The 22,799-nt window shown below is 53.7% G+C and carries 19 protein-coding genes; 13 read left to right on the forward strand and 6 right to left on the reverse strand.

Going from position 1 to position 22,799, the window contains the following annotated elements:
- The first annotated feature begins 8 nt into the window (after positions 1-8).
- Positions 9-1,403 (forward strand): ankyrin repeat domain-containing protein, encoded by a 1,395-nt coding sequence (locus ACO6VG_RS03605; protein WP_422135619.1) that lies wholly within the window; start codon positions 9-11, stop codon positions 1,401-1,403.
- Positions 1,404-1,539: 136 nt separating this feature from the next.
- The gene (locus ACO6VG_RS03610; protein ID WP_422135620.1) at positions 1,540-2,790 is read left to right on the forward strand and encodes an ankyrin repeat domain-containing protein; all 1,251 of its coding nucleotides are present in this window, start codon (positions 1,540-1,542) and stop codon (positions 2,788-2,790) included.
- Positions 2,791-2,924: 134 nt separating this feature from the next.
- On the opposite strand, the gene ACO6VG_RS03615 is transcribed toward ACO6VG_RS03610, so the two are convergent.
- Entirely contained in the window at positions 2,925-3,260 is a 336-nt protein-coding gene (locus ACO6VG_RS03615) for a hypothetical protein (protein ID WP_422135621.1), read from the reverse strand.
- Positions 3,250-3,516 carry a type II toxin-antitoxin system Phd/YefM family antitoxin gene (locus tag ACO6VG_RS03620; RefSeq protein WP_422135622.1) on the reverse strand — a complete coding sequence of 89 codons (267 nt, stop codon included), beginning with the start codon at positions 3,514-3,516 and terminating at the stop codon, positions 3,250-3,252. Before ACO6VG_RS03620 ends, ACO6VG_RS03615 begins: the two co-directional genes overlap by 11 nt.
- Before the next feature lie 221 nt (positions 3,517-3,737).
- Here ACO6VG_RS03620 and ACO6VG_RS03625 point away from each other — a divergent pair, with 221 nt between their 5' ends.
- Both ACO6VG_RS03625 and ACO6VG_RS03630 read left to right on the forward strand, forming a co-directional pair.
- The gene (locus ACO6VG_RS03625) at positions 3,738-4,079 is read left to right on the forward strand and encodes a hypothetical protein (protein ID WP_422135623.1); all 342 of its coding nucleotides are present in this window, start codon (positions 3,738-3,740) and stop codon (positions 4,077-4,079) included.
- Entirely contained in the window at positions 4,067-4,363 is a 297-nt protein-coding gene (locus ACO6VG_RS03630; RefSeq protein ID WP_422135624.1) for a helix-turn-helix domain-containing protein, read from the forward strand. Before ACO6VG_RS03625 ends, ACO6VG_RS03630 begins: the two co-directional genes overlap by 13 nt.
- A 26-nt stretch (positions 4,364-4,389) precedes the next feature.
- Here the strand turns inward: ACO6VG_RS03630 and ACO6VG_RS03635 are convergent, their stop codons facing one another.
- Complete coding sequence (locus tag ACO6VG_RS03635; protein ID WP_422135625.1) at positions 4,390-4,560, reverse strand: hypothetical protein; 171 nt, start codon at positions 4,558-4,560, stop codon at positions 4,390-4,392.
- Positions 4,561-4,853: 293 nt separating this feature from the next.
- Between ACO6VG_RS03635 and ACO6VG_RS03640 the strand changes: the two genes are divergently transcribed.
- From ACO6VG_RS03640 to ACO6VG_RS03655, 4 genes are all read left to right on the forward strand, one after another.
- The gene (locus ACO6VG_RS03640; protein ID WP_422135626.1) at positions 4,854-7,121 is read left to right on the forward strand and encodes an ankyrin repeat domain-containing protein; all 2,268 of its coding nucleotides are present in this window, start codon (positions 4,854-4,856) and stop codon (positions 7,119-7,121) included.
- Positions 7,122-7,308: 187 nt separating this feature from the next.
- Positions 7,309-8,661: an ankyrin repeat domain-containing protein gene (locus ACO6VG_RS03645; RefSeq protein WP_422412485.1), complete on the forward strand. Its 1,353-nt coding sequence runs from the start codon at positions 7,309-7,311 to the stop codon at positions 8,659-8,661.
- 189 nt (positions 8,662-8,850) lie between these two features.
- Positions 8,851-10,197: an ankyrin repeat domain-containing protein gene (locus tag ACO6VG_RS03650; RefSeq protein ID WP_422472773.1), complete on the forward strand. Its 1,347-nt coding sequence runs from the start codon at positions 8,851-8,853 to the stop codon at positions 10,195-10,197.
- 355 nt (positions 10,198-10,552) lie between these two features.
- Entirely contained in the window at positions 10,553-11,320 is a 768-nt protein-coding gene (locus tag ACO6VG_RS03655) for an ankyrin repeat domain-containing protein (protein WP_422442620.1), read from the forward strand.
- Between the two features lie 198 nt (positions 11,321-11,518).
- On the opposite strand, the gene ACO6VG_RS03660 is transcribed toward ACO6VG_RS03655, so the two are convergent.
- A complete protein-coding gene (locus ACO6VG_RS03660) occupies positions 11,519-11,803 on the reverse strand; it encodes a BrnA antitoxin family protein (protein ID WP_422472775.1) in 285 nt (94 codons plus the stop codon).
- Positions 11,804-12,104: 301 nt separating this feature from the next.
- Between ACO6VG_RS03660 and ACO6VG_RS03665 the strand changes: the two genes are divergently transcribed.
- On the forward strand, positions 12,105-13,352 hold the full coding sequence (locus ACO6VG_RS03665; protein WP_422472777.1) for an ankyrin repeat domain-containing protein: 1,248 nt from the start codon (positions 12,105-12,107) through the stop codon (positions 13,350-13,352).
- Positions 13,353-13,550: 198 nt separating this feature from the next.
- On the opposite strand, the gene ACO6VG_RS03670 is transcribed toward ACO6VG_RS03665, so the two are convergent.
- Together ACO6VG_RS03670 and ACO6VG_RS03675 are read right to left on the reverse strand one after the other, a co-directional pair.
- Positions 13,551-13,799: a BrnA antitoxin family protein gene (locus ACO6VG_RS03670; protein ID WP_422135630.1), complete on the reverse strand. Its 249-nt coding sequence runs from the start codon at positions 13,797-13,799 to the stop codon at positions 13,551-13,553.
- Positions 13,800-13,818: 19 nt separating this feature from the next.
- A complete protein-coding gene (locus tag ACO6VG_RS03675; protein ID WP_422139117.1) occupies positions 13,819-14,073 on the reverse strand; it encodes a BrnT family toxin in 255 nt (84 codons plus the stop codon).
- A gap of 57 nt (positions 14,074-14,130) precedes the next feature.
- On the opposite strand from ACO6VG_RS03675, the gene ACO6VG_RS03680 reads away from it, so the two are divergent.
- The 4 genes from ACO6VG_RS03680 to ACO6VG_RS03695 all read left to right on the forward strand — a co-directional run bounded on the left by ACO6VG_RS03680 (position 14,131) and on the right by ACO6VG_RS03695 (position 22,768).
- Positions 14,131-16,374: an ankyrin repeat domain-containing protein gene (locus ACO6VG_RS03680; protein ID WP_422135632.1), complete on the forward strand. Its 2,244-nt coding sequence runs from the start codon at positions 14,131-14,133 to the stop codon at positions 16,372-16,374.
- 336 nt (positions 16,375-16,710) lie between these two features.
- Positions 16,711-17,862, forward strand: coding sequence for an ankyrin repeat domain-containing protein (locus tag ACO6VG_RS03685; RefSeq protein WP_422413111.1), 1,152 nt, complete (start codon positions 16,711-16,713; stop codon positions 17,860-17,862).
- A 187-nt stretch (positions 17,863-18,049) separates the two neighbouring features.
- Positions 18,050-19,747 (forward strand): ankyrin repeat domain-containing protein, encoded by a 1,698-nt coding sequence (locus ACO6VG_RS03690; protein ID WP_422413113.1) that lies wholly within the window; start codon positions 18,050-18,052, stop codon positions 19,745-19,747.
- Between the two features lie 135 nt (positions 19,748-19,882).
- Positions 19,883-22,768 (forward strand): ankyrin repeat domain-containing protein, encoded by a 2,886-nt coding sequence (locus ACO6VG_RS03695; RefSeq protein ID WP_422472779.1) that lies wholly within the window; start codon positions 19,883-19,885, stop codon positions 22,766-22,768.
- Positions 22,769-22,799: the final 31 nt, after the last annotated feature.

The raw sequence follows: 22,799 nt of genomic DNA on the forward strand, positions 1-22,799 counted from the left end.
CAACACAGATGTTCTACTTATGTCTGGCACTGTTCGCTGCCGTCTCCCCTTTGACACTGAAGGCCGATCACTGTCCTATTTGTCTGGCTCCCTTCCATGGCCGAAGTGAAGCGCCTGTGGTCGTCAAAACCCAATGTTGCGGCCACCTCTTCGATCTGGACTGTCTTTCGATGTGCTTTGTTGATCAGCCCATCGGCTCACGCCAGTGCGCGATGTGTCGGCAAAACCCAATGCCTGTGGTGAATCAGAACACCAGTGAATCTCACCCGGATACATTTTTCCCCGATCAGACTTTTTATGATGCCTGTTTAAACGGAGATCTGGATCAGGTAGAGAGGTCTCTGGCAGAAGGGGTTAATGTCAATGCCGTTATGACTGATGATCTCACGGCCTTGATGTTGGCAGCCATCTGGGGGCACACGGATGTCGTCGAACGCCTGATAAACGCTGGGGCGAACCTTGACGCTGCCGGTTTGAATAGTGCCACCGCACTGTTTATCGCTGCTGAGTTCGATAATACCGACTGCCTGAAATACCTGATCAACGCCGGGGGGGATCTCAACCCCCGGAATGAGGATGGCGCCACCCCGCTGTTCATGGCTGCACAAGAAAATAACATCGAATGCGTGAAACTCCTGATCAACGCCGGGGCGGATCTCGACGACGCCTTGCCGCGTGGTGCCACTCCGCTGTTCGTCGCTGCACAAGAAAATAACACCGAATGCGTGAAACTCCTGATCAACGCCGGGGCGGATCTCAATGCCCGGACTAAGACTGGCGCCACCTCGCTGTTCATGGCTGCTCAGCAAAATAATCTCGACAGCCTGAAAATCCTGATCGAAGCCAAGGCGGATATCAATGCGCAAACTGAGGATGGCATCACTCCGCTGTTCATTGCTGCTATGGAAGGCAATACCGATTGCGTGCAACTCCTGATCAACGCCGGGGCGGATCTCAACGCCCGGACTTCGCATGGCGGCACCCCGCTGTACGTTGCTGCTGTGGAAGGCAATACCGATTGCGTGAAACTCCTGATCAACGCCGGGGCGGATCTCAACGCCCGGATTAAGACTGGCGCCACCCCGCTGTTCGCTGCTGCTGCGGAAGGCAAGACCGACTGCGTGGAACTCCTGATCAACGCCGGGGCCGATCTCAACGCCCGAAGTGACGATGGCGGTACCCCGCTGTTTATCGCTGCCCAGCAAAATAACATCGACAGCCTGAAAATCCTGATCGAAGCCAAGGCGGATATCAATGCGCAAATCGAGGATGGCACCACTCCGCTGTTCGTTGCTGCTGCGAAAGGCAATACCGAGTGCGTGAAACTTCTCATCAACGCTAAGGCAGTGATGGGAACAGAGGCAGTGAAGGAAACAAAAGAAAAACGTCATGCCGTCCAGTAAACAGGGCTCTCAGGTGTTCCCATCTTCTGAGTTTTTGAAACAGATAATTGTTTGGCCACAGCAAACTTTGATAGTCATATAAATGAACTAATATGCTTTTCTGTATCTAACCCACACTGCTTATTGACCAACACAGATGTTCTACTTATGTGTGGCACTGTTCGCTACCCTCTCCCCTTTGACACTGAAGGCCGATCACTGTCCTATTTGTCTGGCTTCCTTCCATGGCCGAAGTGCAGCGCCTGTGGTCGTCAAAACCCACTGTTGTGGTCACCGCTTCGATCTGGACTGTATTTCGAGGTGTTTTTTTAATCAGCCCATCGGCTCACGCCGGTGCGCGATGTGTCGGCAAAACCCGATGCCTGTGGTGAATCAGAACACCAGTGAATCTCACCCGGATACATTTTTCCCCGATCAGACGTTTTATCTTGCCTGTTTAAACGGGGATCTGGATCAGGTGGAGAGGTCTCTGGCAGAAGGAGTCAATGTCAATGCCGTTATGACTGCTGGTTTCACTGCCTTGATGCTGGCATCCGGCAGGGGGCACAGGGACGTCGTCGAACGCCTGATCGAAGCTGGGGCAGACGTCAACGCCGCCTTGTCGAATGGCGTCACCCCGCTGCACATCGCTGCACAGCAAAATAACTACGACTGCGTAAAAATCCTGATCGAAGCTGAGGCAGATCTCAACGCCGCCATGTCGGGTGGCACCACACCGCTGATGATGGCTGTCTATAGAAATAACATCGTCTGCATGAAACTCCTGATCAACGCCGGGGCGGATTTCAACGCTGCCTTGTCCGATGGCAGCACCCCGCTGTTCATGGCTGCTCAGCAAAATGACATCGACTGCCTGACAGCCCTGATCGAAGCCGGAGCGGAGCTCAACGCCGCTCGGACTACAGATGGCACCACCCCGCTGGTCATCGCTGTTACATTGGGCCATACCGACTGCGTGAAAGCCCTGATTAAAGCCAAGGCGAGTCTCAACGCCGCCATGTCGGATGGCTCCACAGCGCTGTTGTTCGCTGCCCAAGAAAATGACACTGACTGCGTGAAACTCCTTCTCGACGCCGGGGCGGATCTCAATGCCCAGAGCGAGGATGGCCACACCCCGCTGTTTAACGCAGCCCTGAAGGGCAATTCCGACTGCGTGAAACGCCTGATCAACGCCGGGGCGGATCTCAACGCTCACACTAAGACTGGCTCCACCCCGCTGCACTTTGCTGCTTCGAAAGGCAATACCGGCTGCGTGAAATTCCTGATCAACGCCGGGGCGGATCTCAATGCTGTGAGGACTACAGATGGTGCCACCCCGCTCTCCATTGCAATCGCGAAGGGCAATACCGACTGCGTGGAGGCCCTGATCAAGGCTGGAGCAAAGTAGGGAACTGAGGTCAGGAAGAGAACAAAAGAAAGGCGTTGTGTTATCCAGTAGGTACATGGCCCGTAACCGTGACAAATCTTCATAAAAATCACGTACCTATATTGTTTTTCTTGGAAAAAATATAAAACAGGGTGTTAATGGCGTAGACAATATTGAATCAAAGCCTGCCGGATGCTTTGTTTTGTGCTCAAAAATAACAATGGGTACACAACGCCCTCTGCCTCAGAAAAGCGATAGATTGTTCGCAATTGGAGTTTTGGATCAACATAATCGTGATAAGTTGTGAGCCCAAGTTCTGCCGCCTCTATACACAATGGAGCACTGTCAGGATGTCCATTCACTCTTTTCTCAAATCCAACAATAAAGCCATCAAGAAGCTCCTGAGCCGCTACCTGTCCGATGTGTCGAGCTAAATAATAAAACCTGTCATGAAGCTGACATTGGAAAGCTAGTGAATACTCAAACTTCATCAATAAGCCCTTTCAATCCAGCCCGAAGGTCGGAAGATGATACGGTTCGGCCTGCCTGAACATCTTTTTCGGCAAAAGATAGCAATCGTAGTAGAGCCATTTGTTCCTGCTGCATCTCAAACTGGACAGGATCTTGAACTACATACAAAGGTTCCCCATTTTGGGTTACAACTACAGGCTCTGATACATCCATAGAAGCCAGCTTTTTCTTGAAGGCCGATACCGTTGTGATGCGAGGTGAGGTTGATGAGCTCATGCTTGACTCCAATAATGAAAAATTTATCAGTCAAAGGATAAGCCCAATTAACGAAAAAGTCCATATATGGGCACTATATGGACTTGTTGTAAATTGCTAGTCTTTACGCTTTATCAGGGTTCGCCATTAAATAGTCAGGTGTAGTGCGAAAAACCACCGGCCTGCATCTTTCTTACCAACCATTATACTTTGCCTGAACTAATCCATTGGATTACATTCTAATGCATACGGTCGTTGAGCTGAAAAACTATCAGGACGAAGCTGAGAGCCTTCTATCCAGTGAGGAACGCCGCCATATCATTGATTACCTGGCGGCAAACCCTGAGGCTGGTGAGATCATGAAGGGTACAGGCGGCATCCGTAAGCTCCGGTGGCGAAGAGGTGCATCAGGCAAGAGTGGAGGAGTGCAGATTATTCACTTCTACAAGAATCCATCAATGCCCCTGTTCCTGCTCACGGTTTATGGGAAAAACCAACAGGAAAACCTGTCAAAGGCAGACCGCAACACCATGAAACAGTTAGTCACTCTACTCGAAAGAGGATGGAAAAAATGGCAAGCGTAGCGAACAGCATTATCCAGGGCCTTGAAGAGGCCGTAACCTACACAAAAGGTGAGAATACAGGTGCGATCGTCCATGAGGTGACACCCCTGGACATCAAAGGCATTCGCCAGCAGCTCGATATGACTCAGGAAGAGTTTGCCCAGGCTGTAGGTGTAAAACTCCCCACCCTTCGCCACTGGGAGCGGGGTGACCGCAAACCGAACGGCCCTGCCCGTGTATTGCTGAACCTGCTCGCCAGAGAACCCAAACAGATTGTCGCCATGCTAGGGCTGGCTCATTCCTGAATCATCGGCTGGTAATGTTTTTGCTGCTATTTATGTGGTTGTTTTTTAGTGCGTTTAGTATTCCATTTTCTAATACTTTTCTTAAGCATCTTCATTACTGCTTTGTTCTTATCAATCTTGCCACCTGCTTTTCTAATCCACCGCAGGCGGGCTTCATGGCCTCTGCTTTCTGGCGTTCCCTTCCATTGTTTTCTCATGTGAGCCTCCTTGTGGATTTTCCACTTTAGGTACTACGGCCATCCGTTTTAGCCAGGTATTCAAATGCGGTCTTTTATCCTCATCGCACTGACCCACAATCGCCAACCGTGCCGCCGTAATGTCGGTCTCGGACTGAGTTGGTACATGGCCCGTAAGCACGGCCCTGGTTGTTCCCATCTTCTGAGTTTTTGAAACAAGTGATTATTCAACCAAAGCAAACGTTGAGAGACACATAAATGAACTATCATTCCTTTCCTGTACCCAAGCCGCAGCAGTTATCGACAGGCACAGAATGTTCTACATATATCTGGCATTACTCGCCGCTCTCTCCCCATGGACACTGAAGGCCGATCAGTGTCCTATTTGTCTGGCTCCCTTCCATGGCCGAAGTTTAGCGCCTGTGGTTGTCAAAACCCATTGTTGTGGCCACCTCTTTGATCTGGACTGTCTTTCGAAGTCTTTTGTTAAACAGCCCATCGGCTCACGCCGCTGCGCGATGTGTCGGCAAGATCCGATGCCTTTGGTGAATCAGAACACCAGTGAAGCTTACCCGGATGCATTTTTCCCCGATCAGGCGTTTTATCGTGCCTGTATATATGGGGATTTGGATCAGGTGGAGAGGTCACTGGCAGAAGGAGTCAATGTCAATACCGTTATGATTGGTGGCTTTACTGCCCTGATGTTAGCATCCAGCAGGGGTCACACGGATGTCGTCAAACGCCTGATAAACGCTGGGGCGAACCTCGACACTGCCCGTACGAACGGTGCCACCGCACTGTTAACCGCTACTGAGTTCGGTCATACAGACTGCGTGAAACTCCTGATCAACGCCGGGGCTAATCTCAATGCCGCCAGGACTTCGGATGGCGCCACACCGCTTTTCATCGCAACCTGGAAGGGCAACAGCGACTGCGTAAAACTCCTGATCGAGGCCGGGGCGGATCTGAACCTCCCCCGGACTTCAGATGGCTCCGCACCGCTTTTCATCACAGCCCAGAAAGGCAATACCGACTGCATGGAAATCCTGATCAAGGCCGGGGCGGATCTCGACGCCCAGACTAAGGATAGCGCCACCCCGCTATACATCGCAGCTCAGGTGGGCAATACCGACTGCGTGCAACGCCTGATCGACGCCGGGGCGAATCTCAACCCTCCCCTGAATTCAGATGGCGCCAGCCCGTTGCTCATCGCTGCGGCAAAAGGCAATATCAACTGCCTGAAAGCCCTGATCAAAGCCAAGGCGAATCTCGACGCCCGAACCGAGAATGGCGACACCCCCCTGCTTATTGCTGCCCAACAAAATAACATCGACTGCGTGAAACTCCTGACCGAGGCCGGGGCGGATCTCAACGCCCGGAATGAGAATGGCGCCACCCCGCTTTTCGTCGCTGCCCAGGAGGGTAATACCGACATTTTGAAACTCCTGATCAACGCCGGGGCAGATCTCAATGCCCGGAATGAGAATGGCGCCACCCCACTTTTCGTCGCTGCCGAGGAGGGCAATAGCGACTGTTTGAAACTCCTGATCAACGCCGGGGCGGATCTCGATGCCCGGAATAAGAATCACGCCACCCCGCTTTACATCGCTGTCCAGGAGGGCAATACCGACTGCGTGAAACTGCTGATCAACGCCGGGGCGAATATCAACATCGCCAGGACTCCGGGTGGCGCCACCCCGCTGTTCGTCGCGGCCCTGAAGGGTAATACCGACTGTTTGAAACTCCTGATCAACGCCGGGGCGGATGTGAACGCCCGGACTGAGGATGGTGCCACCCCGCTATTCATCGCTGCTGTGCTAGGCAATATCGAATGCATGAAACGCCTGATCAAGGCCGGGGCGGACCTTAACGCCGCCCGGAGTAGTGATGGCGCCACCCCACTCTTCTTTGCGGCACAAGAAAATAAAATCGAATGCCTGCAAGCCCTGATCGAAGCCAAGGTGGATCTCAGCGCACAAACTGAGGATGGGGTCACCGCACTGTTCATGGCTGTCCAGGAAAATAGCGTCGACTCCGTGAAACTCCTGATCAACGCCGGGGCGAACCTCAACGCCCAGACCGATAACGGCTCCACTCCACTGTTCGCTGCTGCTGCGAAAGGCAATACCGACTGCATGAAACTCCTGATCAACGCCGGGGCGGATCTCAACGCCGTCAGGATTACGGATGGTGCCACCCCACTGTTCGCTGCCACTGCGAAAGGCAATACCGACTGCGTGCAGCTCCTGATCAACGCCGGGGCGGATCTCAACGCCGCCAGGTTGGATGGCGCCACACCGCTGTCCTTCGCTATACAAGAAAATAACACCGAGTGCTTGAAACTCCTGGTCAACGCCGGGGTGGATCTCAACGTCCCCCGGGCTTCAGATGGCGCCACCCCGCTGCTCATCGCAGTCTGGCAAGGCCATACCGATTGCGTGGAAATCCTGATCAGTGGCGGGGCAGATCCCCATGTCGCCAGTACCATGGATGGCATCACCCCAGTCACCCCACTTTACATCGCATTCCTGAAAGGCGATGCCGGCTGCGTGGCAGTCCTGATCAAGGCTGGAGCAAAATAGGGAACCAAGACCATGAAGGCAACCAAAGAAAGGATTTGTGTTGTCCAGTGAACATGGCTCTCAGGTGTTCCCATCTTCTGAGTTTTTGAAACAGGTAATTGTTTGGCCACAGCGAACTTTGATAGCCATACAAATGAACTAACATGCTTTTTTGTATCAAACCTACACTGCTTCTTGACCAATACAGATGTTTTACTTATATGTGGCATTGTTCGCTACCCTCTCCCCATGGACACTGAAGGCTGATCACTGTCCTATTTGTTTGGCTCCCTTCCATGGCCGAAGTGAAGCGCCTGTGGTCGTCAAAACCCAATGCTGTGGTCACCTCTTCGATCTGGACTGTATTTCGAAGTGTTTTGTTGATCAGCCCATTGGCTCCCGCCAGTGCGCAATGTGTCGGCAAAACCCGATGCCGGTGGTGAATCAGAACACCAGTGAATCTCACCCGGATACATTTTTCCCCGATCAGGTGTTTTTTGATGCCTGTTATGACGGGGATTTGGATCAGGTAGAGAGGTCATTGGCAAATGGAGTCAATGTCAATGCCGTTATACATGATGATTTCACTGGCTTGATGTTGGCATCTGACGGGGGGCACGAGGCAATCGTTGAACGCCTGATCAGCGCCGGGGCGAATCTCAACGCCACCTCCACAGGTGGAGCCACCGCAATATTCTTTGCTGTCCAGGAGAATAACATCGATTGCGTGAAGCTCCTGATCAACGCCGGGGCGGATGTTAACGCCACCTTTTCAAATGGTGCCACCGCACTGTTGATCGCTGCCAAGGAGGGCAATACCGACTGCATGAAACTCCTGATCAACGCCGGGGCGGATATCAACGCCGCCTTGTTGGATGGCGCCACACCGCTGTTCTTCGCTGCCCAAGAAAATAACATCGAATGCGTGGAACTCCTGATCAACGCCGGGGCGAATCTCAACGCCAGGACTGAGAATGGTACAACCCCGCTATTCGTCGCTGCCCTGAGAGGCAATACCGACTGCGTGAAAGCCCTGACCGAAGCCAACGCAGATCTCAACGCGAGAAATAAGAATGGTGCAACCCCGCTTCTCATCGCAGTCTGGCTAGGCCATACCGATTGCGTGGAAATACTGATCCAGGTCGGGGCGGATCTTAAGGCCACCAGGACTTCGGACGGCGCCACCCCGCTGTTCATCGCAGTTCAGAAAAATAACACCGACTGCGTGAAACTTCTGATCAAGGCCGGGGCGAATCTCAACGCCCGGACTATTGATGGCACCACCGCGCTGTTCACTGCAGCCCTGAATGGCCATACCGATTGCATGGAAACCCTGATCCACGTCGGAGCGAATCTCAATGCTGCCAGGACTTCAGATGGTGCCACCCCGCTGTTCATCGCAGCCCTGAATGGCGATACCGACTGCGTAGAACGCCTGATCAATGCCGGGGCAGATCTCGACGCCGCCAGGACTTCAGATGGCGCCACCCCACTCTACATCGCAACCGCGATGGGCAATACCGACTGCATGGAAGCCCTGATCAAGGCTGGAGCAAAGTAGGGAACAAAGGCCGTGAAGGCAACAAAAGAAAGGCGTTACTTTGTCCAGTAAAAACGACTCTCAGGTGTTCCCATCTTCTGAATTTTTTTTTAAAACAGGTGATTATTTAGTCACAGCAAGCTTTGATAGCCATATAAATGAACTACCATTCCTTTTTTTGTATCCAACCCACACTACTAACCAACACAGATGTTCTTCTTATATATGGCATTGTTCGCTACCCTCTCCCCATGGACACTGGAAGCTGATCCCTGTCCTATTTGTTTAGCTCACTTCCATGACCGTCATGAAGCGCCTGTGGTCGTCAAAACCCAATGTTGCGGTCACCGCTTCGATCTGGACTGTCTTTCGATGTGCTTTGTTGATCAGCCCATCGGCTCACGCCAGTGCGCGATGTGTCGGCAAAACCCGATGCCTGTGGTGAATCAGAACACCAGTGAAGCTTACCCGGATACATTTTTCCCCGATCAGACTTTTTATAATGCCTGTTTAAACGGGGATCTGAATCAGGTAGAGAGGTCGCTGGCAGAAGGAGTCAATGTCAATGCGGTTATGGTTGGTGGCTTCACTGCTTTGATGTTGGCATCCCAAAACGGGAACAAGACTGTCGTCCAACGCCTGATAGAAGCCGGGGCGGACGTCGACGCCGCCTTGTCGAATGGCGCCAGCCCGCTGCTCATCGCTGCACATCATAATAACGATGACTGCGTAAAAATCCTGATCGAAGCTGAGGCAGATCTCAACGCCGCCATGTCGAGTGGCGCCACATCGCTGTTCATTGCTGCCCAGGAAAATAACATTGTCTGCGTGAAACTCCTGATCAACGCCGGGGCGGATCTCAACGCCGCCTTGTCGGATGGCACCACCCCGCTGGTCATCGCTGCCCAAGAAAATAACATAGACTGCTTGACAGCCCTGATCGAAGCCGGGGCGGATCTCAACGCCCAGACCGATGATGGCTCCACCCCGCTGCTCATCGCAGCCTGGATAGGCAATACCGACTGCGTGAAAGCCCTGATCGAAGCCAAGGCGAATCTCAACGCCGCCATGTTGGATGGCGCCACACCGCTGCTCACCGCTGCTCAAGAAAATAACACTGACTGCGTGGAACTCCTGATCAACGCCGGAGCGGATCTTAACGCCGCCATGTCGGATGGCTGCACACCTCTGATCATCGCAGTCCAGAAGGGCAACATCGACTGCGTGAAACTCCTTCTCGATGCCGGGGCAGATGTCAGCGTCCGGACTGAGAATGGCGCCACCTCGCTGTTCCTCGCAGCCCTGATGGGCAATACCGACTGTCTGAAAATACTGATCAACGCAGGGGCAGATCTCAACGCCCAGGCCGAGGATGGCTCCACCCCGCTGTTTATCGCAGCCCTGGTGGGCAATTCCGACTGCGTGAAACTCCTGATCAATGCCGGAGCGGATCTCAACACTGCCAGAATTACGGATCGTGCTACCCCGCTGTTCGTTGCTGCTGCAAAAGGCAATTCCGACTGCGTGAAACTCCTGATCAACGCCGGGGCAGAGTAGGGAACAGAGGCGATGAAGGAAAGAAAGGCGTTGTGTTAACCGGTAAACCCGCCTCTGGGTGTTTCCATCTTCCGAGTTTTTAAAACAGGTGATTATACCAATCGAACTTTCTAACTCCCTATTGCGCTGAAGATTTGAGCCTTAATCCTGCGTTGGCGATCGTCGCCATAGCTAAGGCTATGACTCCTCACGCCGCCTTGTCTTAAGGCTCAAATCTCCATGCTCATCACGGGAGTTAGAAAGCACGATTGGTATTATTTAGCCACAGCGGACTTTATAGTCACACAATTGAACTTTTGTACTGCTCTTATGTCTAACCAACACTGCATTATTGACTGACACAGATGTTCTACTTATGGATGGCATGGCTCGCACTCTTCTTCCCATGGAAACTGACGTAACGTCGGAGCCCGATGTATGTCCTATTTGTTTGGCTAATTTCCATGGCCGCGATGTGGCGCCAGTAGACGTCAAAACCCAATGTCTAACCCAGTGTGGCCACCGCTTCCATCTGGACTGTATTTCGAAACAATTCATTTTTGAACCGATCGGCTCACGCCGATGCGCGATGTGTCGGGAATGCCCGATGCCTGTGGTGAATCAGAAGACCAGTGAATCCCACCCAGATACATTTTTCCCCGATCAGGTGTTTTATGATGCCTGTTATGACGGGGATTTGATTCAGGTGGAGAGGTCACTGGCAGCAGGAGTCTGTGTCAACGCCGTTATGACTGATGATTTCACTGCCCTGATCGTAGCATCCAGTGAGGGGCACATAGACGTCGTCGAACGTTTGATAAAAGACGGGGCGGACGTCAATGTTGCCCGGGCCACGGATGGCGCCACCTCGCTGTTCTACGCTGCACAAGAAAATAACACCGACATTGGGAAACTCCTGATCGACTCCGGGGCGAATCTCAACACCCCCAGGACTTCGGATGGCGCCACCCCGCTGTTCTTCGCTGCACAAGAGAATAACAGCGACTTTGTGACACTCATGATCGAAGCTGGAGCGGATCTCAACGCCGCCAGGACTTCGGATGGCACTACCCCGCTGTCCATCGCAACCAAGATGGGCAATAGCGACTGCGTGGAACTCCTGACCAACGCCGGGGCAAAGTAAGGACGGGAAAGCAAGAAAGGCCTTGTGCTATTCAGTAAAGCTGGACACCCGCCTTCTGGCCCTGCTCCACGCCGAGCAGGATCAGGAAGAACTCTGTGTCAGCCGGTTGAATCGATTTCTGATTGCCAGAGCCCGAGAAGTGGCGTTTCGGCTGGCTGGGGATCTGGTGAAACCAAAGCAGGAGGAGACTGCAAGCTGTCACTCTGAATGCCTGACCACATATTCACGCAAAGCTTCATCCATACGGGTCTGCCAGCCTTTGCCAGTGGCGCGGAAAAATTCAACCACCTCGGGTGACAGCCGGATAGAAATCCGCTCCTTGGTCTGTTCGGCCTTGGGTCGCCCCACTGGTCGTAGTTGTTTGAACTCCTCGTCAGTAAGTTCATATGTGTCAGGATCAGCGGCAATGCCTGCATTGATGGCTGCCTCTTCTTCGTCGGTGGGCAGCTCAAGCCAGCGCCCTGATTTAGTCTTGATTTGCATAAATTCGTACCTCTCGTTTATTGGCTTTTCGCAGGGAAATAATGCGGCGCTTTGAGCGATGTACTCACTCAACTAAGAAGTGACGTCAACAATCGGGAAGAGCTCGACTCCCCGCTTCTGGCCCTGCTAGATGTTAAGCAGGATCAGGTCACTTTCAGCTTGGACTGAAGCAAATGGCATACTTGATCTCTTAAGGTTTTGCTTTCACCGTCCGGATTAGCCACAGCAAACTTTGATTGACACATAAATGAACTAACATGCTTTTTTGTATCTAACCCGCATTACATATTGACCAACACAGATGTTCTACTTATATGTGGCGTTGTTCGCTACCTTCTCTCCTTTGACACTGAAGGCCGATCACTGTCCCATTTGTTTGGCTGACTTTCATGGCCGAAGTGCCGCACCTGTAGTCGTCAAAACTCAATGTTGCGGCAACCTCTTCGATCTGGACTGTATATCGAGGTGTTTTGTTGATCAGCCCATTGGCTCACGCCGGTGCGCAATGTGTCGGCAAAACCCGATGCCTGTGGTAAATCAGAACACCAGTGAATCTCACCCGGATACATTTTTCCCCGATCGTACGTTTTATAGTGCCTGTTTAGACGGGGATTTGAATCAGGTGGAGAGGTCTCTGGCACAAGGGGTCAATGTCAATGCCGCTATGATTGCTGACTTCACTCCCTTGATGTTGGCATCCAACAGAGGGCACACAGATATCGTCGAACGCCTGATCAACGCTGGGGCGAACCTTGGCGCTGCCCGCTCGAATGGTGCCACCGCACTGTTCCTCGCTACTGAGTACGGTAATACCGACTGCGTGAAACGCCTGATCGAAGCCGGGGCGGATCTCAACGTCCAGACTAAGATTGGTGCCACGCCGCTGTTCATCGCTGCTGTGTACGGTAATACCGACTGCGTGAAACTCCTGATCAACGCCGGGGTGGAGCTCAACGCCCGGGCTAAGAATGGCGCCACCCCTTTGTTCATCGCTGCCAAAAAAAATAACACCGAATGCGTGCAATTCCTGATCAACGCCGAGGCGGATCTCAACGCCCGCACTGATACTGGCGCCAGCTCGCTGTACGTTGCCGCTGCGAAAGGCAATACCGACTGCGTGAAACTCCTGATCAATGCCGGAGCGGATCTCAACGCCCAGACCAAGGACGGCGGCACCCCGCTGTTCATGGCTGCACAAGAAAATCACGCCGACTGTGTGAAACTCCTGATGGAAGCCGGGGCGGATCTCAACGCTGCCCTGCTGAATGGCGCCACCGCCTTGTACGTTGCTGCTGCCAAAGGTAACACCGAATGCGTGCAACTCCTGATCAACGCCGGGGCGGATCTCAACGCCGTCTGGATCGAGCATGGTGCCACCCCATTGCACATCGCTGCACTTGAAAATAACACCGATATTGTGAGACTACTGATCGACGCTGGGGCGGATCTCAACGCACAAACAGGGAGTGGCGCTACCCCGCTGACCATCGCAACCAAGATGGGCAATAGCGACTGCGTGGAACTCCTGACCAACGCCGGGGCAAGGTAAGGACGGGAAAGCAAGAAAGGCCTTGTGCTATTCAGTAAAGCTCGACACCCGCCTTCTGGCCCTGCTCCACGCCGAGCAGGATCAGGAAGAACTCTGTGTCAGCCAGTTGAATCGATTTCTGATTGCCAGAGCCCGAGAAGTGGCGTTTCGGCTGGCTGGGGATCTGGTGAAACCAAAGCAGGAGGAGACTGCAAGCTGTCACCCTGAATGCCTGACCACATATTCACGCAAAGCTTCATCCATACGGGTCTGCCAGCCTTTGCCAGTGGCGCGGAAAAATTCAACCACCTCGGGTGACAGCCGGATAGAAATCCGCTCCTTGGTCTGTTCGGCCTTGGGTCGCCCCACTGGTCGTAGTTGTTTGAACTCCTCGTCAGTAAGTTCATATGTGTCAGGATCAGCGGCAATGCCTGCATTGATGGCTGCCTCTTCTTCGTCGGTGTTCATCTGGATCCACCGACCGGATTTAGTCTTGATTCGCATAAGCAGTTTTCTCCCGGTTATTAGCTTTTCGAAGGGAAATAATACGTCGCGTCTCACCACGATCGGTGTACACCACGCAATAAAGTCGCTCACCCCAGAGGGCAAAACCAACCATGCGCTGCTCTCCATAGTCAAAGCGTTGGTCTTTCCATGCACAGAGTGTATCCCACTCCAAGCGCTCTGCCTCAGTTTTGCTTTCACCGTCCGGTTTAGCCACAGCAAACTTTGATTGACACATAAATGAACTAACATGCTTTTTTTGTATCTAACCCGCATTACATATTGACCAACACAGATGTTCTACTTATATGTGGCGTTGTTCGCTACTCTCTCCCCATATACAGTCAAGGCCGATCAGTGTCCTATTTGTTTGACTTACTTTCATGGCCGAAGTGTCACGCCTGTGGTCGTCAAAACCGGATGTTGTGGCCACCTCTTCGATCTGGACTGTATTTCGAAGTGTTTTGTCGATCAGCCCATCGGCTCAAGACGGTGCGCAATGTGTCGGCAAGACCCGATGCCTGTGTTGAATCTGGACACCGGTGTATCTCACCCGGATGCATTCTTCCCCGATCTGACGTTTTTTCGTGCCTGTTTTGAAGGGGATTTGGATGTGGTGGAGAAGTCACTGGCAGAAGGAGTCAATGTCAATGCCCATGACATTACGAATGATGATTACACCCCCTTAATGATGGCATCCATCGGGGGGCATATGGCGGTCGCCGAATGCCTGATCAACGCCGGGGCGAATCTCGACGCCGTCTGTGAGAGCGGTGCTACCGCACTGTTCATCGCTGCAATAGAAAATAACACCGACTGCGTGAAACTCCTGATCAAAGCCGGGGCGGATCCCAACATTGCCTTACCGGATGGCACCACCCCGTTGTACATCGTAGCCGAGATGGGCAATATCGTCTGCTTGAAAGCCCTGATCGACGCCGGGGCGGATCTCAACACCAGCTTGCCGGATGGCGCCACCTCGCTGCTCATCGCTGCCCAGAATGGCAATACTGACTGTGTGAGACTCCTGATTGAAGCCGGGGCGGATCTCGACGCAGTCTTGTCGGGTGGCTTCACTCCACTATTCATCGCAGCCGAGATGGGCAATACCGACTGCGTGAAAGCCCTGATCGACGCCGGGGCGGATCTCAATGCCCGGAATAAGGATGGCGCCACCTCGCTGCTCATCGCTGCCCAGAACAACAATATTGACTGCGTGAAACTCCTGATTGAAGCCGGGGCGGATCTTGACGCCGCCTTGTCGGATGGCTCCACTCCTCTGTTCATCGCAGCTGCGAAAGGCAATACCGACTGCGTGAAACGCCTGATCGAAGCCAAGGCAAAACTCAATGCCCTGACTCAAGATGGCGCTACCCCGCTGCTCATCGCTATACAAGAAAATAACACCGCCTGCGTAAAACTCCTGTGCAACGCCGGGGCGGATCCCAACGCCCCAGCTAACGATGGCACCACCCCGCTGTACATCGCTGCTGCAAAAGGCTATACCGATTGCCTGAAAGCCCTGATCGAAGCCAAGGCAGACCCCAACGTCAGGGCAAAGGAAGACAGCACTCCGCTGATCATTGCTGCTGCGAGAGGTCATATCGACTGCCTGAAAGCTCTGATCGAAGCAGGGGCGGATCTCAACGCACAAAATAAGGAGGGCGTCACCCCGCTGTTCATCGCTGCACAGGAAAATCACATCGACTGCGTGAAACTCCTGATCAACGACGGAGCGGATCCCAACACTATACTGTCGAATGGCTGCACTCCGCTGATCAGCTCTGCTGCGATGGGCTACAGCGACTGCGTAAAGCTCCTGATCAACGCTGGGGCGGATCTCGAAGCCAGCTTGTCAGATGGTGCCACCCCGCTGTACATCGCAGCCCAGAATGGCAATACCGACTGTGTGGAATCCCTGATCGAAGCCAAGGCTGACCTCAACGCCAGGAATAAGGAAGGCTGCACCCCGCTGCTGATCGCTGCTGCGAATGGCCATACTGACTGCGTGGAACTCCTGATCAATGCCGGGGCAGATCTCAACACCCAGACCAAGGATGGCGGCACCCCGCTGTTTTTGGCTGCACAAGAAAATCACGCCGACTGTGTGAAACGCCTGATCGAAGCCGGGGCGGACCTCAACATCCGGACTAAGGTTGGCGCCACCCCGCTGTTAATCGCTGCCAAGGAAAATAACATAGACTCCCTGAAACTCCTGATCGAAGCTGAGGCAGATCTCGACGCCAGGACTGAGGATGGCAGAACCCCCCTATTCATTGCAGCCGAGATGGGCAATAGCGACTCCGTGGAACGCTTGGTCAACGCCGGGGCCGATCTCGACGCCCGAAGGACTGAGGATGGTGCGACTCCGCTTTTAATCGCCGCTGAGGAGGGTAATACCGAGGGTCTGAAACTCCTGATCAGGGCCGAGGCAGATATCAACGCCGCCTTGTCGAATGGCACCACCCCACTTGCCATCGCAACCGAGATGGGCAATACCAACTGCGTGGAACTCCTGACCAACGCCGGGGCAAGATAAGGAGAGGAAAACAAGAGAGGCCTTGTGCTATCGAGTAAACAAAACTTTCAGGTGTTCCGATCTTCTGAGTTTTTGAAATAGGTGATTATCTGGCCACAGCAAACTTTGATAGCCAGATAAATGAACTAATACCAATCGAACTTTCTAACTCCCTATTGCGCTGAAGATTTGAGCCTTAATCCTGCGTTGGCGATCGTCGCCATAGCTAAGGCTATGACTCCTCACGCCGCCTTGTCTTAAGGCTCAAATCTCCATGCTCATCACGGGATTTAGAAAGTACGATTGGTATAACATGCTTTTTTGCATCCAACCCACACTGCTTATTGACCAACACAGATGTTCTACTTATATGTGGCATTGCTCGCTACCCTCACCCCATGGGCACTGAAGGCCGATCACTGTCCCATTTGTTTGGCTAACTTCCATGACCGAAGTGGAGCGCCTGTGGTCGTTAAAACCCAATGTTGTGGTCACCGCTTCGATCTGGACTGCCTTTCGATGTGCTTTGTTGATCAGCCCATCGGCGCACGCCGATGCGCGATGTGTCGGCAAAACCCGATGCCTGTGGTGAATCAGAACACCAGTGAATCTCACCCGGATACATTCTTCCCCGATCAGACGTTTTATCTTGCCTGTTTTAACGGGGATCTGGATCAGGTAGAGAGTTCACTGGCAGAAGGAGTCAATGTCAATGCCTTTAGGACTGATGATTTCACAGCCTTGATGTTAGCATGCCACAGTGGACATACGGATGTCGTCGTACGCCTGATCAACACGGGAGCAAACCACGACGCTGCCCGTTCTAATGGTGCCACCGCTCTGTTCATCGCTGCTGAGTTCGGTAATACCGAGTGCGTGAAACGCCTGATCAACGCCGGGGCAGATATCAACGCCCGGACCAGGTCTGGCGCCACGCCGCTGCACGTTGCTGCTGCGAAAGGCCATACCGACTGTGTGAAACTCCTGATCAACGCCAGGGCGGATATCAACGCGCAAACTGAGCATGGCGCCACCCCGTTGTTCATTGCTACACAAGAAAATAACACCGACTGCGTTAAAATACTGATCAATGCCAGAGCGGATCTCAACGCTTTCAGGATCAGGGATGGCACCACCCCGCTGTACATCGCCACCCTGAGTAATAGCATCGAGTGCGTGAAACTCTTCATCAACGCCGGGGCAGATATCAACGCCCGGTCCAGGAAAGGCATCACAGCGCTGCACGTTGCTGCTGCGTTAGGCAATACCGACTGCCTGAAACTCCTGATCAACGCCGGGGCGGACATCAACGCCCGGAATAAAGATGGCGCCACCCCGCTGTACATGGCAGCGCAGAATGGCAATACCGGCTGCCTGAAAATCCTGATCGAAGCCGGAGCGGATCTCAACGCCGCCAGGATTACGACTGGTGCTACCCCTCTGTTCATCGCAGCTCAGAATGACCATACCGAGTGCCTGAAACTCCTGACCGAGGCCGGGGCAAAGTAGGAAACAGTGGCGGTCAGAGAAACAAAAGAAAGATCTTGTGCTCTCCAGTAAATACACCTTTCAGGTGTTCCCATCTCCTGAGTTTTTGAAGCAGGTGATTATCTGGCCACAGCAAACTTTGATAGCCGAATAAATGAACTAACATGCTTTTTTGCATCCAACTCACACTGCTTATTGACCAACACAGATGTTCTACTTATATGCGGCATTGTTCGTTGCCCTTTCTCCATGGACACTCAAGGCCGATCACTGTCCTATTTGTTTGGCTAACTTCCATGACCGAAGTGGAGCGCCTGTGATCGTTAAAACCCAATGTTGTGGTCAACGCTTCGATCTGGACTGTCTTTCGATGTGCTTTGTTGATCAGCCCATCGGCGCACGCCGGTGCGCGATGTGTCGGCAAAACCCGATGCCTGTGGTGAATCAGAACACCAGTGAATCTCACCCGGATACATTCTTCCCCGATCAGACGTTTTATCTTGCCTGTTTTAACGGGGATCTGGAACAGGTGGAGAGGTCACTGGCAGAAGGAGTCAATGTCAATGCTGTTATGATTGGTGGCTTCACTGCCTTGATATTGGCATCCCTCTGGGGGCATACGGAAGTCGTCGAACACCTGATCAACGCTGGGGCGAACCCCGACACTGCCAATACCCTTTCGAATAATGCCACCGCACTGATCATCGCTGCTGATTGTGGTAATACCCTCTGCGTGAAAAGCCTGATCAACGCAGGGGCGAATCTCAACGCCCGGACTGGCGGCGGAGCCACCCCGCTATTCATGGCTGCTCAACAAAATAACATCGACAGCCTGAAAATCCTGATCGAAGCCGGGGTGGATCTCAACGCCCAGACTGAGGATGGCGCCTCCCCGCTCTTCGCCGCTGCTGCGCGAGGTAATACCGAATGCCTGAAACTCCTGATCGACGCCGGGGCGGATCTCAACGCCCTGACTAAGGGTGGCGCTACCCCGCTCTTCATCGCAGCCCAAAGGGGCAATAACGTCTGCATGAAACTCCTGATCGACGCCGGGGCGGATCTCAACGTCCAGACTGAGGATGGCGTTACCCCGGTGTTTATCGCTGCCCAAAAAAATAACATCGACAGCCTGAAAATCCTGATTGCAGCCGAGGCAGATATCAACGCCGTGACCAAGAGTGGTGCCAACCCTGCGTTCATCGCTGCCCAGAACGGCAATACCGACTGCCTGATAATCCTGATCGAAGCCGGGGCAGATCAAAACGCCGCCACGATTACGTATGGTGCCACCCCTCTGTTCACGGCAGCCCAGAACGGCAATACTGACTGCCTGAGAATCCTGATCAACGCCGGGGCGGGTGTCAACGCCGCCAGGATTACGGATGCTGCCACCCCTCTGTTCATGGCAGCCCAGAACGGCAATACCGACTGCGTGAAACTCCTGATCAACGCCGGGGCAGATCTCAACGCCGCCAGGATCAACGATGGCGCAACCCCGCTGTTCATCGCATCTCAGGAGGGCAATAGCGACTGCGTGAAACTCCTGATCAACGCCGGGGCAGATCTCAACGCCGCCAGGATCAACGATGGCGCAACCCCGCTGTTCATCGCAGCTCAGGAGGGCAATAGCGACTGCGTGAAACTCCTGATCAACGCCGGGGCGAATCTCAATGCCCGGGTCGAGGATGGTGTCACCTCGCTATACATTGCAGCCGGGTTGGGCAACACCGACTGCGTGAAACTCCTGATCCGGGCCGGGGCGAATCTCAACGCAGCCCTGCCGGATGGCACCACCCCACTTGGCATCGCAACCAAGATGGGCAATACCGATTGCGTGAAGCTCCTGACCGACGCCGGGGCAGAGTTCGGAACAGAGGCAGAGAAGGAAACAAATGAAAGACGTTGATTTGTTCAGTAAACACAGCTCTCAGGGGTTCCTATCTTGCGGGTTGTTGAAATAGGTGATTATCTGCCTACTGCAAATTTAATAACTACCCGATTGAACTATCATATTTTTCCTGTGTCCAAACTGCATTGCTTATTGACTGATATAGATGTTCTACTTATGGACGGCATTGCTCACCCCCCTGTCCCCGGGGATAGTGAAGTACCAGAGGAGGCACATCCCTGTCCTATTTGTTTGACCCATTTTCATGGTCGTGTTATAGCGCCCGTGGTGGTCAAAACCCGATGTTGTGGCCACCTCTTCGATCTGGACTGTATTTCGAAGTGTTTTGTCGATCAGCCCATCGGCTCACGGCGGTGCGCAATGTGCCGACAAGACCCGATGCCTGTGTTGAATCTGAACACCGGGGAGTCTCACCGGGATACGTTTTTCCCTGATCCGACGTTTTTTCGTGCCTGTTTTGAAGGGGATTTGGATCAGGTGGAAAGAACTCTGGCAGGAGGAATCAATGTCAATGTCCATTACATTGCGTATGATGATTTCACTGCCTTGATGATGGCATCCATGAGTGGGCATATGGCGATCGTCGAATGCCTGATCAACGCCGGAGCCAATCTCAACGCCGTCGCTAAGAGCGGTCTTACCGCAGTGATCATAGCTGCACAAAAAAATAACACTGCCTGCCTGAAAAGACTGCTCGAAGCCAAGGCGGATAGCAACGCCCGAACTTCCCATGGCGCCACCGCGCTGTTCATCGCTGCTTCGAAAGGCAATACCGAGTCCGTGAAAGCTCTGATCGAAGCCAAGGCGAATCTCGACACCCAGTCCAGGCAGGGCGCCACCCCGCTGCTCATCGCTGCTTCGAAAGGCAATACCGAGTGCGTGAAAGCCCTCATCAAAGCCGGGGCGGATCTCAACGCCGGGACTAAGGATGGTGCTACCCCGCTGCTTCTGGCAGCCCAGAACGGCAATACCGAATGCCTGAAACTCCTGATCGAAGCCAAGGCAGACCTCAACGTCCGAACTAAAGATGGTAACACCCCGCTGCTCATGGCAGTCGAGATGGGCAATACCGAGTGCGTGAAACTCCTGATTGAAGCCGGGGCAGATCTTGACGCCGCCCTGCTGGATGGCACCTCTCCGCTGCTCATGGCAGTCGAGATGGGCAATATCGACTGCGTGAAACTCCTGATCGAAGCCGGGGCAAATCTTGACGCTGCCCTGCCGGATGGCACCACCCCGCTGCTCATCGCAGCCGAGATGGGCAATACCGAGTGCATGAAACTCCTGATCGAAGGCGGGGCGGATCTCAATGCCCGGACCAAGGGTGGCGCCACCCCGCTGCTCATGGCTGCACAGGAAAATCACGCCGAATGCGTGAAACTCCTGATCGAAGCCAAGGCGGACCTCAACGCCAGGACTAAGGATGGCAGCACCCCGCTTGTCATCGCTGCTGCGAATGGCCATACCGCTTGCGTGAAAGCCCTGCTCAACGCCGGGGTCGATATCAACACTCGTAATGAAGATGGCACCGGCCCACTGTTCATCGCTGCTGCGAATGGCCATACCGATTGCGTGAAAGCCCTGATCGAAGCCAAGGCAGACCTCAACGCCAGGGCTAAGGATGACTTCACCCCACTGATCGTTGCTACTGCGAAAGGCCATCCCGACTGCGTGGAAGCCCTGATCGAAGCCAAGGCAGATCTCAATGCCAGGACTAAGGATGGTGACATCACTGCGCTTTTCATTGCGGCACAGGAAAATCAAATCGACTGTTTGAAACTCCTGATCAAGGCCGGGGCGAATCTCAATGCCCGCTTCAAAGATGGTGCCAACCCGCTCTACATTGCGGCCGAGATGGGCAATACCGCCTGCGTGAAAGCCCTGATCGAAGCCAAGGCGGATCTCAACGCCAAGACTGAGGATGGCGTCACCCCGCTTTTCATTGCGGTACAAAAAAATCACACCGAGTGCGTGAAACTCCTGCTCGACGCCGGGGCAGAGCCTGACGTCCGGACTGAGGATGGCACCACCCCGCTGTTCATCGCTGCTGCGAAAGGCCATACCACTTGCGTAAAAGCCCTGCTCAAAGCCAAGGCAGACCCCGACGCCCGGAACAAGGATGACAGCACCCCGCTAATCATTGCTGCTGCGAGAGGTCATAGCGACTGTGTGAAAACCCTGATCGAAGCCAAGGCGGATCTCAACGCGCGAAATAAGCATGGCGTCACCCCGCTGTTCATCGCTGCACAAGAAAATCACATCGACAGCTTGAAACTCCTGATCAACGACGGAGCGGATCCCAACGTCATCTTGTCGAGTGGCTGCACTCCGCTGTTCAGCGCTGCTGCAGGAGGCCATAGCGAATGCGTAAAACTCCTGATCGAAGCCGGGGCGGACCTCAACGCCCGCATCAAAGATGGTTCTACTCCGCTATACATCGCAGCCCAGAAAGGCAATACCGACTGCGCGAAACTCCTGATCAACGCCGGGGCGGACCTCAACGCCCAGAATAAGGATGGCGCCACCGCGCTGTTCATCGCTGCCCAGGAAAATCACCCCGACTGCGTGAAACTCCTGGCCGACGCCAAGGCAGGTCTCAACCCCCGAACCAAGGATGACGCCACCCCGTTGTTCATCGCTGCCCTGAACAATAACGTCGACTGCCTGAAAATTCTGATCGAAGCCGGGGCGGATCTCAACGCCCGGATCAAGAATGGCGCCACCCCGCTGCACGCCGCTGTTGCACAAGACAATACCGACTGCGTGGAACTCCTGATCAACGCCGGGGCCGATCTCGACGCCCGAAGGACTGAGGATGGTGCGACCCCGCTGTTCATCGCAGCCCGCAAAGGCAATAGCGAGTGTATGAAACTCCTGATCAGGGCCGAGGTAGATATCAACGCTGCCTTGTCGGATGGCACCACCCCACTGGCCATTGCAACCGTGATGGGCAATACCGACTGCGAGAAACTCCTGATCAACGCCGGGGCAGGGCAGGGAACAAAACAAAAGCGTTAGTTATCCGGTAAACACGGCTCTCAGGTGTTCT

Origin of the sequence: Endozoicomonas sp. ALB032, from assembly GCF_049310125.1 — a bacterium.
Classification (GTDB): domain Bacteria; phylum Pseudomonadota; class Gammaproteobacteria; order Pseudomonadales; family Endozoicomonadaceae; genus Endozoicomonas_A.